Below are 18,295 nucleotides of genomic sequence, written 5' to 3'. Positions count from 1 at the left end.
TGTTTCACTCATTCTTAGAAGAAGAAATGATGAATTTCATGGATGAAATGTTGACCGAAGAAGGAAATACAACCGTGCATTACGATGAATACAATGAAGTATTTGAAGGCACTGTTCATGATAACACTTGCTTCGATTTCATGTTCTAGTTTATGAGCTTCTTCAGCACTGATTTCTTTGTGGTTTTCTAGGTATGCTTTTAAAGCAGGACCTACGGCACCAATAGAAATCGCGATGGATTGTGGGGACAACATTTTGCCGATACCAGCTGCACCGGAGTTAACTGCTGCCAACCAGAAGCCAAGGTCTTCGAAGTTTGTAGGATCTAAACCTTGAGCTGCAGCGATTTGAAGTGGACCAAACAATACGTTGGAGTTTGTACTAGAACCAGTTAAGAATGCACCCAACGCACCCACGATAGGAGCGAATAGAGGATACAATGTACCTGTACCAGCAACCATTGCTTTTGCAATGTCTGCAGTCATACCAGAGTAAGTCATCAATTTAGCTGTCATAACAACTGTGATGATTGTAAGGTATGTGAATTTCAAGTTTTTAACTGTGCTACCTAATGTACCGAAGATTTCGCCAGCTTTTGCTTTTTGGATGAAACCACCAACAATACCAGCAATGAAAATCATAATACCAGGTGTTGCAATCCATACGAATGTGTAAGGTTTTGCACCAGCACCTTGATAAATAGGTACAGATGTTTTAATAGACGCAAGAGGACCATTAATTGCAGGGAACAATTTAGAAGTTAATAACAATAATACGAAGATTAAGATGAATGGCATTGCAGCTACAAGGCCTTCGCCACCAGAAACTTTAGGGACTTCGCCAGTTTGTTTAACTGCGTATTTAGGATCATTAGGAGGCATGATTTTTGCACAACCAATGATAACTGCCATGATAACGATGGATGCAGAAATTACGGATAATTCTGGACCCATTACAGCGTTGATTACAGTTTCAGGAACTGCTAATGCTAAACCAGAAAGCAATGTTACAAGGAATACGCCTTTTAACGCTTTAATACCGCCACCAATAATCATAACAACAAAGAATGGAGCGATAAGGTTAAGCAAGAACAATTGTACGGAAATGAATGTACCTAAATGGCTTGGATCAAGGTTTGTTAAGGATGCCAATGTAGTTGTTGGAATCCCGATAGAACCAAATGTTGTTGGTACGGAGTTTGCAACGAGACATGCGATGATAGATTTAAGTGGGTCAAAACCTACGGCAACCATCATAGCTGCAGGAATTGCAACGGCAGTACCGAAGCCAGCCATACCTTCCATGAAGGCACCAAAGCCCCATGCAAGTAGTAATGCAAGTACACGAGTATCAGATGTTACAGAAGAAAGCATGGTTTTAATAGTTTCCATTGCTTTCGTATGTACTACCAAGTTATAAACGAAGATAGCAGCTGTAATAACTAATAGGATTGGCCAGATTGCCAATGCGGCACCTTCAAGGGCACCAGTGACCATAATAAATGGGTCAGCTTGGAATGCTGTAATAGCGATAATGAAAGAACCAATCGCAGCAACACTTGTTGCTTGCCATGCAGGTAATTTCAAGATGGATAACGCTACAATCAACCAAATGATTGGAGATAGCGCTAATAGAACGGTGATAGCACTCATTTCTAAGATCATCCTTTCAAGTAAAACAAAAATATATGCTCAACAGGACGACGTAGTTTAATCAATTTAATTGATGAATAAATCGCTATGATGTTAATTTGTAAAAGTTCAGTTAAAATAAAAGCTTACAATAAAATAACAGATATACTTATCATAAAAATTGATATAGTACATAAAATTTTTTAACCTCATAGCCTATGAGGTTAAAAACATAAGAGAGGGGACATAAACAGTGTTTATGTCCCCTTCTGTACTAACTACAAGTCCTTGTTAGGGCCATTACTAAGTTTAGGTATTAGTAGTTACCTTTGAACATTGTAGCAGGAGCTTCTGGTACATAATCGCCGAAGTAGGATTTGAAGTCTAGACCTAATTCATTGCAAAGGTCTTGAACTTCAAGCATTGTACCGTTAAGTACAGGGATGCCTTCAGCTTTAACTTTTTCAACGGATTCATGTTCTTTTTCGCCATGAGTATAGATACGATCTTGACCTTGAGCTTTAGGTGCTTCACGTAATTCTTGTAAGAATTGGGAGAAGTGTTTTTTGATTTCCGCAGGGTCACCGAAGAATTCAGGGTTGATAGCCATGAAGCCATGACAGATGTTGGATTTACCACCAACCATACATTTGTTGGAAGTACCACCTTGGGACAAGATAGAGGAGAACAACTCAGCAATCATGCCGTTACCATAACCTTTGTGACCGCCAAGAACTTCTGTAGCACCACCTAAAGGAAGGATACCGCCACCTTCATGACGGGAGATGTTGCCCAATACTTCAGCTGCATCAGTGGAAGGAACGCCGTCTTTATTAACAGCCCAGCCATCTGGAGTAGCTTTGCCCATTTTGTTGTACATTTCAAGTTTACCACGAGTTACTACTGTAGTGGAGCAATCGAAGAAGAAGTCAACTGGATCAGCTGGTACAGTCCAAGCGATAGGGTTAGAACCAAGCATAGCTTTACGAGCATATGTAGGAACCATGATTGCTTCGGAGTTTGTACAAGAGAAACCGATTAAGCCTTGGTCGGATGCCATTTTAGCATAGTAACCAGCGATACCGTAGTGGTTGGAGTTACGTACAGATACGATACCAACACCGGATTTTTTAGCTTTTTCGATAGCCATTTCCATAGCTTTATGACCCAATAATTGACCCATGCCGTCATGACCGTCGATAACTGCAGAAATTGGAGTTTCTTTTACGATTTCAGGTTTAGCGTCGATTTTAATCAAGCCATTAGTGATACCTTTATGGTAACGAACCATACGTTGCATACCATGGCTTTGAATACCGAACAAGTCAGAAGTCAAAAGTACGTCTTGGATGATGTCAGCTTCTTTTTCGGAGAAACCAAATTTTTGGAAAGCGTCCATGCTCAATTTTTTTAGTGTTTCATAAGGGAATAACACAGTGTTTTTTGCGTCTGCCATCGTTAAAACCTCTTTTCAGAAAATATGTACCTGATATAGCTACTTCACATTAGATAACCATGAATTCAAAATGATTTCTTGTGAGTTCTATATCCTCTCAAATGACACTGTCAGTATAGCACAGAAACAAGTGAGATTGAATAGTCTTACAGTCTGAACGACATTACTAAATACGCATACGTACCGGTGATTTTTGTCACATAATCTATACGACACTATTAAAATGTCTGATTATACCTAAAACTATATGGTTATGACTTTTAGTAATGATTACATGATTTTTTTGAAGAATTTTGGTATTTTTATAGAACTTATTAGTATATCTGTTTAGGCATTGGACAAGAATGATAATGGATAGATATCGATAAAACTTGAAATGTTTAACTATATATATCAAAATAAATGATGAGGTCATAAATGTAATGTGATAATTGAATGCATTGATATACATAAAATAATCAATTCTAAAACCTTTTTAATTCAGAATATGTGCAAAAGGTTATACTTATACGAGTCATACTATAATATAATATAAATATACATCCTATAGTTTATACAATTTATAAGCGAGGTGCTTATCATGAAAGAATATAAATCTGTATGCCCTTACGATTGTCCTGATGCATGCGGACTCATTGTATCAGTCGATAATAATAAAGTAATATCTGTTCGAGGGGATAGAGCACATGCTTTCACAAGAGGTACACTATGCCCTAAGATGGCACATTATGAAAAAGTAATCCATTCTCCGTTGCGCTTGAAGTACCCTATGAAGCGTGTCGGTAAAAAGGGAATTGGTGAAGCTCAGTACACTCGTATTAGTTGGGATGAAGCCCTTGATGCAATTGTCAATAATTTCAAAGAAACTATTGATACTTATGGCAGTGAAAGTATTTTGCGTTACTCTTATGCAGGAACAATGGGGGTTATTCAGAGTCCTACAGCAGATTATTTTTTTCGCCGTATTGGTGCTACAGACCAAGATCGAGGTATTTGCTCTCCTGCTAAACAAGCGGGGTTCCGGTCCGTTTATGGTGAAACATTAGGTATTAAACCACAAGAGGCGCAACATAGTGATTGTATTGTCTTGTGGGGGATAAATGCGACAGCTACAGATGTTCATATTTTACACGATGTGAACATAGCAAAAAAGAATGGTACCCGCGTTTGGATTATCGATACTCATAAAACCTATACTTTTAGCCAAGCTCATGAGCATATTTACGTTAAACCAGGTAGTGATGGAGCGCTAGCATTAGGTATGCTCCATATCATTCATCGTGACGGTTTGGCGGATACAGATTTTATTAAGGAACATGTCCAAGGCTACGATGAGCTGGTAAAAGAGGTGTTGCTTAATTTTACGCCGGAGAAAGCATCTGATATTTGTGGTGTTTCCGTGGATCGTATGACTGAGTTCGCTCATGCTTACGCTACATCAAAAGCGCCGTTTATCCGTCTCGGCAGTGGTTTGTCTCGATATGGTAATGGTGCTATGACATGCCGTGCTATTAATGCCTTGCCTGCTGTGGTTGGAGCATGGCAATATCCTGGGGGTGGATTGTTGTCGAGTGCTAGTGGTAGTAAATTTATTGGCAAAGATGTGATGCAACAGGCTCATGTTCATGCGCCAGCTAAACGATTGATGCCTATGATTAAACTTGGGGAGATGCTTACAAATTCCGAAGGAGTTGGCGTTCATAGCTTATATGTGTTTTCCTCAAATCCTGCTATTACAGCACCTAATCAAAATGTGGTTCGTAAAGGTTTGATGCGTAATGACTTATTCACAATTGTGCATGAGCGTTTTTTTACGGATACCTGTAAATATGCGGATATTATTTTGCCGGCCACAACATCTGTAGAGCATGATGATATTTATAATTCTTATGGTCATTACACAATTGGTACGGGTTACAAATTGATTGATCCAGTTGGGGAGTCTCGTTCCAATTGGCAAGTTATCGCCGAGTTAGCAAAACGTATGGGGTTGGAGGATGCATTCTTTAACCTTAGTGAAAGAGAGCTTATTGAACAAATTGTGCACACTTCGAGTCGTATATCCAAGAGTGACCAAGATTTGATTCTAACAGGTGAGCCTGTGGAGATGACGGTACCTGAAAGTTATAAGATGGATTTCAAAACACCGTCTGGAAAAATTGAATTATATAATCCGCAGGATGTAGAACCATTAATTCGGTATATGCCTCCTTATGGTGACAATGCACCGTTTTGGCTCATAATTGGCAATGATATTCGGATATTGGACTCCAGTTTCTGTGAATTAGAGTTTGATGATCCTGAGTTGATGAAACTTCGCATTCATCCTGAAGATGCAAAAATTTATAATATAAGTGATGGGTCTGAGGTAGAAATTTATAACGATCGTGGCAGTGTAAAAATTAAAGCATACCACGATGATGAAGTACAGAGAGGGACATTGGTAACACTAGGTGTATGGTGGCAATCTCAATCGAGTGATCCTCACGTGGCAATTAATGCGCTTACCGCAGCTCGTCCCACAGATCAAGGGTGGGGTAGTACCTTCTATGATGTGCAAGTTCATATAAGAAACTTTTCATAGATAATAGTTTATTACCATATGATGAACGAATATGTATAAGATGTGTGATGTCACATGCTTTTACAGCTATATTTAAAAATTAAATTCTTTTACTTATGGGAATAACATTATACGGATATAGAATAGTGAGGATATTTTTCTTGTATACTCTAGCCCCTTTAGATTATAATAGTAATATTATTTTTATATAACCTAAAGGGGGTTACATTTATGAATGGTAACGACAATCTGTCGACCCGTGCTTATCTGGCTATAGGCATGATGTTATTTGCCCTATTCTTTGGGGCAGGGAACTTGATCTTCCCAGCGGCCTTAGGTCAACAAGCTGGTGATAATGTAGGTTGGGCTTTGCTTGGCTTTGTGTTAACTGGTGTAGGACTTCCACTCTTAGGTGTTGCAGCAATGGGCTATTCTTCCTGTAAAGATGTTGAAGAACTAGCAAGCCGTGTTCATCCGATTTATGGCTTGTTGTATACTATTTCTCTTTACTTGAGTATTGGACCAATGTTTGCGACGCCGCGTACTGGTACTGTAGCTTATGAAATCGCAATTAAACCTTTTGCTGAAGGTTTAAGCATGAATATGGAACCAATTTTCTTGGCATTATTCTTTGGTATTTCTTTGTGGTTATCTATTAGTCCACAAAAACTTGTTAACCGTATCGGTAATATTTTGACACCAGCTTTACTTCTTGTAATTCTGTTGTTGATTGTTAAATCTTTTATTACTCCACTTGGTGGGTATGCGGCACCACAACCGGCATATGGTGATGCACCAACGGCTGTGTTACAAGGCTTCTTAGATGGCTACAATACAATGGATGCCTTAGCTTCCGTAGTATTTGCTATTCTTGTAATCGATTTTGTACGCCTCAGTGGTGCTACATCTCGTGCTGTGATTACAAAAACAGTAATGGAGGTAGGTGCAATTGCGGTAGGCCTTCTTGGTATCGTGTATGTATTTATCGCTAATATTGGTGCTACAAGTGTTGAACGCTTTGGTTTGTTCGAGACAGGGGCTCCTGTATTGTCCGTAAGTGCTAACTATTTGTTTGGTGAGTTCGGTCAAATCATCTTGGCTATCATCGTGCTGCTAGCTTGCTTGTCTACAAGTATTGGTCTTATCACTTCTTGCGGTACGTATTTCCACAAGCTGACTCCAAAGATTAGTTACAAATTATATGTAGTAATTTTCTCTCTAGCGGCCTTTGGCCTTAGTATGTTTGGCTTGAAAACAATCATCAGTGCAGCAATCCCTGTGTTGATGCTCTTGTATCCGTTGACTATCGTAATCATTTTGTTGGCACTTCTTCATAATGTGTTCGGTGGTCGTCGTTGCGTATATGCATGGACTGTAGCGTTCACAATGATCTCTGCTCTTATGACTGGTCTTGAGACTGCAGGTATTGCACCTATAGCTTTGGAACAGCTCTTTGCTCAATATATTCCATTCCAAAGTGCTGGTATGGGCTGGGTAAGCTTTGCGGTATTAGGCTTTGTTGTGGGTCTTATCCATAAAGGTCTTGCTTCCGATAATAAGTAATAAAGATAAAGGCTCTATGCTTTCATTTTGTGAGAGTATAGAGCCTTTTTATGTTTTGATTGTTGTCATATAAAATTGATTTTGTGTGTAGAAGTTTCTATAATAAGGATAAATAAGGATATAAATGATAAAAGAAGGAAGGAAATTTTATGCGTAGTACTCATTGTTTACCTAGTTATAGTTTTGGAGGTCATGATGTATTTGACGCTATTCCAAAGTTTACAAAATTATATGGCAAGTCTGTAGCTATCATCGGTGGCGAAACAGCTCTTTCTAAAGCTTTGCCACACATTCGTCCAGTGCTTGATAAAGCGGGGATTAAGGTGCTAGATATTATCCACTTTGGTGGAGAGTGTACTTTTGCTCGAGGCAAGGAAATTGCACAAATGGCATCTGTAAAAGATGCGGACTTTTTGTTTGCTGTTGGTGGTGGTAAGGCCATGGATACGGTAAAAGTAGTAGCTATAGAGTTAGATGATAAACCATTCTTTACAATTCCAACCATTGCGTCTACTTGTGCGGCAACGTCAGAAGTGGCAGCTGTATACACGGCAGATCATACTTTTGATGACGTAGCTTTTGTAAATCATCCTCCTGTGCACTGCTTTATTGATGCTGATATTCTCGTAGAAGCACCAAGCCGTTACTTGTGGGCAGGAATGGGAGATACTATTGCAAAACACTATGAAACTCATCTTTCTGCTCGCAGTCGCGAGCAAGACTATAATACTCAGTTAGGCCTTACTCTAGCTTCTATGTGTAGTGAACCAATTTTAGCACATGGTATACAAGCCTATAAAGATAGTCAAGCTAATAAACGTAGTGATGCCTTTGATACCATTGCTATGACTGTTATCTTTACTACCGGTGTTGTATCAGGTTGTGTTCCTATGGCATATAATAGCAACATGGCTCATGCTGTATGTTATGGCTGTGTTACTAATAAAGAAACAGAAGAAAATCATTTGCATGGTGAAATAGTAGCTTATGGCTTACTTATTTTGTTAACCGTTGACCAACAAATGGATGAGTTACAACGGTGGTTGCCAGTATATCGCGAATTAGGTTGGCCTACTAAACTTTCACAATTAGATCTTACTGCATCGCATATTCCTCGAATTGTTGAAAAGGCTACATCTGTTCATGATATTGATGTATCTCCATATAAAATTACAGCAGATATGTTGACTAAGGCTATTCAATATATGGAATCTCTTGATTAATATGGTTTGTAACTATTTGTGTATGTTATGTGATGAGGTTATAAATGCAAGAAATTGTAAAGGGTGGCTTATATCGTCATTTTAAAGGCATGTACTATTACGTGTTAGATGTTGCAACTCATTCGGAAACGAGTGAACAGTTCGTGGTATATCAAAAATTATATGATCAACGTGACTTATATGTACGACCACTAGATATGTTTTTGAGTGATGTGGACCATGAAAAATATCCAGATGTAAAACAAAAAGAACGGTTTAAGTTAATGAGTGGACGTGATTAGGAGGGGCCGTGGAGCAGAAGTTTTTCTTTTTCGATATTGATAATACTTTAGCTGTATGGCCTGAAGGTAAAATCCCTGAAAGTGCTCAATACAGTTTAGATGAGTTAAAGCGTCGTGGTCACCGTGTAGCCTTAGCAACTGGTCGTATTCAAGTGGATGCTAAGCGTTTTGCAGAGCAAGCGGGCCTTACTGATTTTGTAGCAGATGGTGGTCACAGTATCACTGTTAATAATGAATTGGTATCTATGATAGGTATGGATCGTGATGCATGTATTAAATATTTAGAGTATTTAGAATCACATAATATTCCTTGGGCCGTAACTGACCGCAATAAACTCGGTCGTATTACGCCGTATAAGGAAATTTTAGAGTGGCATCCCAATTGGGATGTGTTTAAAACAACTGTAGACCCTAATTTTGATTTTCATAGTGTTGAAGAATTTTATAAGATTTATGTGTTTTTCAAGGAAGGAGAGGAAGAGGAGAAGGATATCGAGCATATGACACATAAGCTCATTCGTTATGGTGATGGCTGTGTTCTATATGAGCCTATGGAAAAGGCGTTGGGTATTCGTAATATGCTTGAACACTTTGGAATGAAGCCAAATCAAGCTGTTGTATTTGGTGATGGGTATAATGATTTGTCTATGTTTAGACCTGAGTGGTTAAATATTGCTATGGGTAATGCGCGCCCTGAATTAAAAGCAAAGGCTGATTATATTACTACAGACTGTGATAAAGATGGCATTTATAATGCGTGTAAGCATTTTAAATGGATCGATTAATTATTGATAATTCCTCTAAGTTAGGTGAAGCTTATATGAAGATTTATTTTTGTAGCTGTGGCTACAGAATTGGTGTAGTATAGTTAGTATAATGCGCTTAGTTCAATATTCATGTGTTAAAAGGAGAAGAGAAGATATGAACAATAAACGCAGATTATTTTCAACTTTACTTTGTGTAGCAGCATTGACAGCAGGTTTATTTGTTTCTGGTTGCGGCAGTGATAAAGCGGGTGGCATTGGCTCCGTAGTCTCCTCCGTAGTTGATGGCGGTAGCGATGAGAAAGCAGCTGCTAAGCTTAATACCCTTATTGATGCAACAAATCGCTTCAATGGTGACAATGCTACTTGGGGTCAAAACTATGCAGACAGTTTGGCTAAATTAAAAGGTGGTTTCCAAGAAGGTGCTATTGGCCGTCAACCTCACTATGATACTTTAAAAGAAGCTTTGGAACAATCTAAAAAAGAAGGTTCTACGTTCAAAGAAGTTGATACAGAACGCGATAATGTATTAAATGTTCTTAATGAATTAGTACCAACATTCAAAGATTTGAAAGCTTATGATGATTCTAAAGCTTACATGAACGATGGTGGTGCTAAAGGTAAAGAACTAGCAGCTAAATACGTAGCACAAGTAGAAAAATTTGATGCAGCTTATGCGAAGTTCAATGATGCTCTTAACAAAGCTAACACTGAACAAACTAAGAAACAAATCGAAAAATTGAAAAAAGACGGTAAAAAAGGCTATGCAGCAGCAATGGAATCTACGCTTCGCTTGACTACTCTTGTAGAAAATGTAGAAAAAGCTCCTAAAAATGCAGACAAACAAGCTGTAGAAAAAGAACTTAATGAAATTCAAACATTGCTTAAGAGCATAAATAATGATCGTGGAGAAGTGCTTGTTAACTCTTATAACTCTGTAGTTGGTTCTGTACGTCAAGTACTTACTGATGCAAATGAAAACAATCTTAACGACATGATTGAGAATTTCAATAATTATATTGAGTCTTATAATAATACAACTCCAGACCAATTTGACTCTAAATAATCGAATTAACTAAGTGATTAGTTGAGGCCTACAAAAACAGAGCTCCTTTGAAGCTCTGTTTTTTGTTGTTATATTATTTTTTTATATTTTTAATCTCAATAGCGCCATAATATGATATACTAAAAAAGAGCCGCTCATGGGTTGAGCGGTTTTTCTATGTAAATTTTAAATCTACATTTAGTTAAATATAATATTAGTATTTTGGGGGACATATGAACTGGAAACGCTTGGCTTTATGCGCAATGTTGGGGATTACAGTACTTAGTACAACAGCATGTAGTACCAAAACTGGGGAGCAACCACAAGGTAATACTGTGAAAGCAGAAACTGTGGCGATGCCTAATTTTACGAATGCGCCAATTGCAGATGAATATGCTATTTTTGATACAAACTATGGTCAATTTAAGGTTCGTTTGTTAGGGTCTAAAGCGCCGATTACGGTCAAAAATTTTGATTATCTCGTGAAAAAAGGCTTCTATAATGGTGTGACATTTCACCGTGTTATCGAAGGCTTTATGATTCAAGGTGGAGATCCTGATGGCACAGGTGCTGGTGGCCCAGGCTATACAATTCCTGATGAATTCTCCAATGATTTACACTTCAATAAAATGGGCGTTCTAGCCATGGCTAACCGTGGTCCTAATACAGGAGGATCTCAATTTTTTATTACCTTGGGACCTACGGATTGGTTAGATAATAAACACACCATCTTTGGTACTGTAGTACAAGGCATGGATGTAGTTGAAAAAATCGGCAAGGTTAAAACCGGTCGCAATGATAAGCCAGTAGAACCAGTAATCATCAATACCATTACATTGGAGCCGATTACTGATGATGCGAAAAATGGCAAATAAGAAAAGTACTTCTCAAGAGTCTCTTTCTGGTGAATGCGCATCTACACAAGAGGTACAAGGTATAATTGTAGATTGTGATACAATCTTGAACGACGCTAGTGTTCAAGGCGATGAATCAAAAGAAATGCACTATATTTACTTAGTGCGTTGCTCTGATGATTCTTTGTATTGTGGATGGACTACAGATCTCAAACGTCGAATAGATGCTCACAATGGACATATCCCAGGCGGTGCAAAATATACGCGAGGACGTCGTCCTGTGACCTTGGTATATGCTGAAAGCTTTCACCAAAAACAAGAAGCACAACGCAGGGAATATGCTATTAAACGGATGACGAAGACTAAGAAATTGAGACTCATTAAGGGTGCAAAATAGTCCTTGATTATGGTATAATATGATGATTAATTACTACCACGGAGGTTGAAAATGAAGCGGGTTCTAGTGTCCGTAAAGAGTGTACAACGAGATATGGATGGCAAGGATACCGTAGTGGAACTGATTTCCCCAGGTACGTCACATGAAAAAGGTAATGCTCAATATGTGCGTTATGAAGAATCTACTGTGACTGGATTGGATGGGGTTAAGACGACCATTAAAATTCATGATGATTCTATCGTGTTGCTCCGAACAGGGGCTGTCAATATGCGTCATCAATACGTCCGTGGTGAAGAACGTGAAGCCGTATATGAAACACCATATGGTGATTTACATATGGCTGTAAATACTCATGAATTAACAGTAGACTTTCATGATGGCGTAGGTCATGTTCATTTAGGATATGATATTTCCGTTGAAGGTGAATGGCAATTTTATAATCAGTTAGATATAGACGTGCGGGAGGATATAGAGCATGGACATGAAGGAAATCCTGAAATCGGGGATTGAACAGGCATTACAAGATACGATTAACAGCGGTGATTTGCCGGCTGGGGAATATCCAGAAATCGTTCTCGAAGTGCCACCTCAAAAGGAATTCGGTGATTTTTCTACAAACATCGCTATGCAATCCGCTCGTGTAGCTCGTCAAAATCCTCGAGCCATTGCTGAAGCTTTGATTAGTCATATGAATTTTGATTGGCTTGAACGTGCTGAGGTTGCCGGCGCAGGTTTTATTAATTTCTTTTTGAAATCTGATATGGTGTACGATACGTTAAAAGCCATTTTGAATGCTGGTACTGAGTATGGTGTTCAACCATTGCGTGCGCGCGATACAATTCAAGTAGAGTACGTAAGTGCAAACCCAACAGGTCCATTGCATGTTGGTCATGGTCGCGGTGCTGCGTACGGTAGTGCTCTTGTAAACTTGTTACGTGCAGCGGGTTATAATGTACAATCCGAGTACTATATCAATGATGCAGGTAATCAAATCGACAACATGGCTATTTCCATTGAGTACCGTTTCCAAGAGTTACAAGGTGCTACATTAGTATTCCCACCTAAACGCAATGAAGACGGTTCTATGCCTGAGTTCGATATTCCAGAAGGGGCTTTAGTGTTCCCTGAAAATGGCTATCGTGGCCCAGATATTATTGAAACAGCGAAAGCGATTGCAGAACGCGAAGGCTTTGATAAATTAAATGCTATGAACGAAGCAGATCGTGTAGCCTTGTTTAAGGAAGAGGGCTTAAAAGAAAAATTAGCTCGCTTAGAGGAAACATTAAGAAACTTCCGCGTTACTTTTGATAATTGGTTCTCTGAACGTACAGTTCATGAAACGGATGAGATTCATCATTCCGTAGAGGCATTAAAGGCCCTTGGCAAAGTTTATGAAAAAAACGGTGCTTTATGGTTAAAATCTACTGATTATGGTGATGATAAAGACCGCGTAGTTATTCGTGATAATGGGGTTCCTACATATTTGGCGGCAGATATTGCGTATCATCGCAATAAATTTGATCGTGGCTTTAAAGAAATGATTGATATTTGGGGCGCTGACCATCATGGCTATGTATGTCGTGTAAAAGCGGCTATGGCGGCATTTGGTTATGACCCTGATAAATTAACAGTATTGTTATTACAAATGGTAGCATTGTTCCGTGACGGACAACTTGTTAAATTGTCTAAACGTAGTGGTGATAGCGTTACATTAGATGAATTGATTGAAGAGGTTGGCGTAGATGCGTCTCGCTATTTCTTCTTGATGCGTTCCTTAGACAGCCAACTTGATTTCGATATTAACTTGGCAAAATCTCGCAGTAATGACAACCCGGTGTATTATATCCAATATGCTCATGCTCGTATTCACAGCATTTACAACCAAGTGCGTGAAGCTGGCATCGCATTTGGCGATTATAGTGAAACTGATTTCACAACACTTACAAGTGAAATGGAATTAGAATTAATTAAGAAATTAGCTGAATATCCGGAAGAGGTCGTTCAAGCTGCTGAACATCGTGCACCTCATCGTATTGCTCGGTACTTATACGATTTGGCAAGCATGTTCCATTCATTCTACCGTCAAGGTCGTATCATTGGCGTAGATCCAGCGTTGCAACAAGCTCGTCTTGGATTAATCACAGCGATTGCCCTCGTTCTTCGTCAAGGCTTGGGTATTTTAGGTATTTCCGCTCCGGAAAAAATGTAATAGGTGGGAGGCATCATGGCAACTAAGTATATTTTCGTAACTGGCGGCGTTGTTTCTTCTCTTGGAAAGGGGATTACAGCAGCATCTTTGGGTCGCTTACTAAAAAACCGCGGTTTCAATGTAACGATTCAAAAATTTGATCCATACATTAATATCGATCCTGGTACGATGAGCCCTTACCAACATGGTGAAGTATTCGTAACAGATGACGGCGCCGAAACGGACCTTGATTTGGGGCATTATGAACGCTTTATCGATATTAACCTTAGCAAACGTTCTAATATTACAGCTGGTAAAGTATATTGGTCTGTAATCAATAAAGAACGCAAAGGTGATTACCTAGGTAGCACTGTACAAGTAATTCCACATATTACAAATGAAATTAAACAAAATGTTTACCGTGTAGGTAAAGAGGATAATGCTGATGTAGTTATCACTGAAATCGGCGGTACTGTAGGTGATATTGAAAGCTTGCCATTTATGGAAGCTATTCGCCAGGTGAAAAAAGAAGTAGGCCGTAACGATGTACTTTACATTCACGTTACGTTAGTGCCTTACATCAATGCCGCAGGCGAGTTGAAAACAAAACCTACACAACATAGTGTAAAAGAATTGCGTAGCATTGGTATTCAACCAGATATTTTGGTATGTCGTAGTGAGAAACATATCTCTGATGATATGAAAGAAAAACTTGCTTTGTTCTGCGACGTAGAACCTGAAGCAGTTATTGAAAATCAAACTTGTAGCTCTATCTATGAAGTGCCATTGATGATGCAAGATCAAGGTCTTGATGATATTGTTATCAAAAAGTTAGGTCTTGAAGATCGTCCATGTGATATGACTGCATGGAAAGAAATGGTTCATAAGATCTTGAATCCTAATAAAGATATTACAGTTGCTATCGTTGGTAAATATGTAGCGTTGCATGATGCGTATTTATCCGTAGTTGAAGCTCTAGATCATGCTGGTATTGCTACAGGTACTAAAGTGAATATTCGTTGGATTGACTCTGAAGAACTTGATGATACTTCTGTAGATCCTAAAGAGGTATTTGAAGGTGTTGAAGGTATCATCGTGCCTGGTGGCTTTGGTTCCCGTGGTGTAGAAGGTAAAATTCGCACAATCCAATACGCTCGTGAAAACAATATTCCATATCTTGGCCTATGCCTTGGCATGCAATCTGCAGTAATGGAATTTGCTCGTAACGTATGTGGCATGGAAGGAGCAACCTCTAGCGAATTCGATGAAAATGCTAAGTACAAAGTAATTGACTTGATGAGTGATCAAGTTGATGTAGATAAAAAAGGCGGTACAATGCGCCTAGGTATCTATCCATGCAAAGTGGAAGCCGGTACGAAAACTCACGAAGCTTATGGGGAAGATTTGATTTATGAACGTCATCGTCATCGCTATGAGTTCAACAATGAATACCGTCAACAATTGACTGATGCAGGCCTTGTAATTTCCGGTACATCTCCAGATGGCCGTCTCGTTGAAAGTATTGAAGTAAAAAATCATCCATTCTTTATTGGTACACAAGCACATCCAGAACTTAAATCTCGCCCAAATAATGCACACCCATTATTCCGTGGTTTCGTAGATGCAATCTTAGAACTAAAAAAATAGTACGTAAAAAGAAGAAAGATGCTCAGAAATGAGCATCTTTCTTCTCTTTTTTGCTTACATCGAAAAAAGTTGGAAAAATATATCGATAAATTTAAAAATAATGCTTGCAATATTGAATGATATTTGTTATTATATAGACAAAGATAGATATAGATGCGGTGGTAAGTACACCAATATAAATATATTCGTTACATATGGAACTCAAATAAGGAGGACATAACATGTCTATTATTGGTAAACAACTTCCTGAATTTACACTTGATGCTTTCAAAAAACCTGAATTGGTAAAAGTTAGCACTGCAGACGTGTTGGGTAAATGGTCTATATTCGTATTCTATCCAGCAGACTTTACATTCGTATGCCCTACTGAGTTGGAAGACGTACAAAACTCTTATGCAGAGTTGAAAGAATTGGGTTGCGAAGTTTACTCCGTATCTTGTGACTCCGAATTCGTTCACAAAGCATGGTCTGATGCTTCTCCAAGCATCAATAAAATCGAGTACTACATGTTAGCTGACAAAAAACATGAATTGGCTGACTTCTTCGATGTATTCCAAGAAGAATCTGCTATGGCTTACCGTGGTACATTCGTAGTAGATCCAGAAGGCTTCGTGCGTACAGCAGAAATTCATGATATGGGTATCGGCCGTTCCGCTGAAGAATTAGTTCGCAAAGTACAAGCTGCTCAATTCGTAGCTAAACATGGCGATCAAGTGTGCCCTGCACGTTGGAAGCCAGGTAAAGACACTTTGAAACCAGGTCTTGATCTTGTAGGTAAAATCTAATTAAGAAACTTATACTTAAATGCTAGAGTAATCTAGACAACTCCTCAAATGACATAAACACGGGCGCGCATCGTTTTCCTGACGATACGGTAAGTCCCAATACCAGATGAACCCTCTCCAATTCATCATGGTAAACCTCATATAACAAACTACAAACTATACGCAAAAGGACTGGCCTTCGGGCTGGTCCTTTTGTGTTATAAGATTATCCTTACTTCGTTGTGTTGCGAATTAACAAAAGTATTATAACTTGAGCTTTCTACGAGGCAAGTTATTAAGTTAAAATATAGGATAAACTCAATAAATATAGAATGAGTAAATATCCCTTTATAAAAGTAGGAAATAAGTTCTTGCATTTTTATAGTGAGTGGTCTATAATGAAATTAATTCCTATTAATATGAAAGGTTTTATAAATATAATATAAGTACTTTATAATATGGGGTGTGTTTAACACTAACGTTTACAAAGAAAGGCAAAATATATGAGGATTTCCACAAAAGGTCGGTATGCATTGATGGTCCTCATCGATTTGGCAGAGCAAGGTCAAGATAAACCTGTCTCCTTGCGATCTGTGGCAGAACGACAAGGCATATCTGAAAAATACCTAGAAGGTATCGTAGCTCGTTTAGGCGCTGCAAAACTAGTGGATAGTATCCGCGGTAAGTATGGCGGCTATCGCTTATCTAAAAGTCCTAAAGAATATACAATTATTGAAATTTTGCTTGCTACAGAGGAATCTATGGCTATCATCTCTACCCTTGATGAAGGGGTGAGTACTGATACAGTGATCAACGAACGGACTGTTGGTTTCTGGGCAGGATTACAAAACTATATTCATGATTATTTAGAAAACGTAACCCTTCAAGATGTAATCGATGGGACCTATGCTAAACTTGATACAAAATATGATAATTGGGATGGTTCTATTTAATAAGGAGTGACCACTATGTCTAAAATTGCAAAATCTTTTGTTGAATTAATCGGTAAAACACCATTATTAGCTGCTACACGTTTTGGTAAAAAATATGGTGCAAACGCTAATATTTTCGCAAAATTGGAATACTTCAACCCAGGCGGTTCCGTAAAAGACCGTATCGCAGCAGCAATCATTCAAGCTGCAGTTGAATCTGGTGAATTACAACCAGGCGGCACAATCGTAGAAGCTACATCTGGTAATACTGGTATTGGCTTGTCTGCTGTAGGTGCTGCGCTTGGTTATAAAGTTGTAATCGTAATGCCTGAAACGATGTCCATTGAACGCCGTAAATTAATGCTTGGTTATGGCGCGCAACTCGTATTGACTGACGGTTCTCTTGGCATGAAAGGCGCTATTGCAAAAGCTAAGGAAATCGTAACGGCTACAGCCGGTGCTATTGAAGCAGGTCAGTTCGTAAATCAAGCTAATCCAGCAATTCATTACAGAACAACTGGACCTGAAATCTGGCAAGATACTGATGGTACTGTAGATATCTACGTGTCTGGTGTTGGTACAGGCGGTACGTTGACAGGTGCAGGTCGCTACTTGAAAGAACAAAACCCTGATGTACATGTGGTTGCCGTAGAACCAGCAGATTCTCCTGTATTGTCTAATGGTAAACCAGGCCCTCATAAAATCCAAGGCTTAGGTGCTGGCTTCATTCCAGATACATTGGATACTAACATTTACGATGAAGTAATCCAAGTTTCTAACGAGGATGCTTTTGCTACATCTCAAGCTTTCGGTCACACAGAAGGCGTATTGGTAGGTATTTCCTCTGGTGCTGCGCTTTGGGCGGCTCAAGAATTGGCAAAACGCCCTGAAAATAAAGGCAAAAATATTGTAGTAATTCTCCCTGATACAGGCGAACGCTACTTATCTACAGCATTGTTCCCTGAAGTTTAATCGCCTATCATGGTG

Annotated in this window: 16 protein-coding genes; 14 read left to right on the top strand and 2 right to left on the bottom strand. The window is 38.9% G+C overall.

The window, feature by feature from the left end; translation table 11 throughout:
• Positions 1–14 precede the first annotated feature (14 nt).
• Positions 15–1,652: an L-lactate permease gene (locus AAAT26_RS06400; RefSeq protein ID WP_349209001.1), complete on the bottom strand. Its 1,638-nt coding sequence runs from the start codon at positions 1,650–1,652 to the stop codon at positions 15–17.
• Between the two features lie 295 nt (positions 1,653–1,947).
• Positions 1,948–3,087 (bottom strand): Ldh family oxidoreductase, encoded by a 1,140-nt coding sequence (locus AAAT26_RS06395; protein WP_004698291.1) that lies wholly within the window; start codon positions 3,085–3,087, stop codon positions 1,948–1,950.
• A 580-nt stretch (positions 3,088–3,667) separates the two neighbouring features.
• Here AAAT26_RS06395 and AAAT26_RS06390 point away from each other — a divergent pair.
• The 14 genes from AAAT26_RS06390 to cysK all read left to right on the top strand — a co-directional run bounded on the left by AAAT26_RS06390 (position 3,668) and on the right by cysK (position 18,280).
• A complete protein-coding gene (locus AAAT26_RS06390) occupies positions 3,668–5,671 on the top strand; it encodes a molybdopterin-containing oxidoreductase family protein (RefSeq protein WP_349209000.1) in 2,004 nt (667 codons plus the stop codon).
• 210 nt (positions 5,672–5,881) lie between these two features.
• Positions 5,882–7,213 carry a branched-chain amino acid transport system II carrier protein gene (brnQ, locus tag AAAT26_RS06385; RefSeq protein WP_008602374.1) on the top strand — a complete coding sequence of 444 codons (1,332 nt, stop codon included), beginning with the start codon at positions 5,882–5,884 and terminating at the stop codon, positions 7,211–7,213.
• Between the two features lie 149 nt (positions 7,214–7,362).
• Entirely contained in the window at positions 7,363–8,436 is a 1,074-nt protein-coding gene (locus tag AAAT26_RS06380) for an iron-containing alcohol dehydrogenase family protein (protein WP_008602376.1), read from the top strand.
• Between the two features lie 44 nt (positions 8,437–8,480).
• On the top strand, positions 8,481–8,717 hold the full coding sequence (locus AAAT26_RS06375; RefSeq protein WP_004698254.1) for a DUF1653 domain-containing protein: 237 nt from the start codon (positions 8,481–8,483) through the stop codon (positions 8,715–8,717).
• A gap of 8 nt (positions 8,718–8,725) precedes the next feature.
• Positions 8,726–9,502, top strand: a complete 777-nt coding sequence (locus AAAT26_RS06370) for an HAD family hydrolase (RefSeq protein ID WP_004695003.1) — start codon at positions 8,726–8,728, stop codon at positions 9,500–9,502.
• A 136-nt stretch (positions 9,503–9,638) separates the two neighbouring features.
• Positions 9,639–10,547, top strand: a complete 909-nt coding sequence (locus tag AAAT26_RS06365) for a DUF3829 domain-containing protein (RefSeq protein ID WP_038125684.1) — start codon at positions 9,639–9,641, stop codon at positions 10,545–10,547.
• Positions 10,548–10,759: 212 nt separating this feature from the next.
• A complete protein-coding gene (locus AAAT26_RS06360) occupies positions 10,760–11,401 on the top strand; it encodes a peptidylprolyl isomerase (RefSeq protein WP_008602382.1) in 642 nt (213 codons plus the stop codon).
• 124 nt (positions 11,402–11,525) lie between these two features.
• Positions 11,526–11,777, top strand: coding sequence for a GIY-YIG nuclease family protein (locus AAAT26_RS06355; RefSeq protein WP_012864827.1), 252 nt, complete (start codon positions 11,526–11,528; stop codon positions 11,775–11,777).
• A gap of 51 nt (positions 11,778–11,828) precedes the next feature.
• Positions 11,829–12,287, top strand: a complete 459-nt coding sequence (locus AAAT26_RS06350; RefSeq protein ID WP_349208999.1) for a YwiB family protein — start codon at positions 11,829–11,831, stop codon at positions 12,285–12,287.
• Entirely contained in the window at positions 12,253–13,986 is a 1,734-nt protein-coding gene (gene argS / locus AAAT26_RS06345; RefSeq protein ID WP_004698104.1) for an arginine--tRNA ligase, read from the top strand. Before AAAT26_RS06350 ends, argS begins: the two co-directional genes overlap by 35 nt.
• Before the next feature lie 15 nt (positions 13,987–14,001).
• Positions 14,002–15,612: a CTP synthase gene (pyrG, locus tag AAAT26_RS06340; RefSeq protein ID WP_004695015.1), complete on the top strand. Its 1,611-nt coding sequence runs from the start codon at positions 14,002–14,004 to the stop codon at positions 15,610–15,612.
• A gap of 221 nt (positions 15,613–15,833) precedes the next feature.
• Positions 15,834–16,397, top strand: coding sequence for an alkyl hydroperoxide reductase subunit C (gene ahpC / locus AAAT26_RS06335; protein ID WP_004698190.1), 564 nt, complete (start codon positions 15,834–15,836; stop codon positions 16,395–16,397).
• A gap of 482 nt (positions 16,398–16,879) precedes the next feature.
• Positions 16,880–17,329, top strand: coding sequence for an RrF2 family transcriptional regulator (locus tag AAAT26_RS06330; RefSeq protein ID WP_004695020.1), 450 nt, complete (start codon positions 16,880–16,882; stop codon positions 17,327–17,329).
• Positions 17,330–17,344: 15 nt separating this feature from the next.
• A complete protein-coding gene (gene cysK / locus AAAT26_RS06325) occupies positions 17,345–18,280 on the top strand; it encodes a cysteine synthase A (protein WP_012864824.1) in 936 nt (311 codons plus the stop codon).
• Positions 18,281–18,295 lie beyond the last annotated feature (15 nt).

The sequence above is a fragment of the Veillonella parvula genome (assembly GCF_040094895.1).
In the GTDB taxonomy this organism is placed as follows: domain Bacteria; phylum Bacillota; class Negativicutes; order Veillonellales; family Veillonellaceae; genus Veillonella; species Veillonella parvula_L.
Note: the sequence above shows the minus strand (reverse complement) of the source record. Positions and strands in the feature narration are given on the sequence as shown.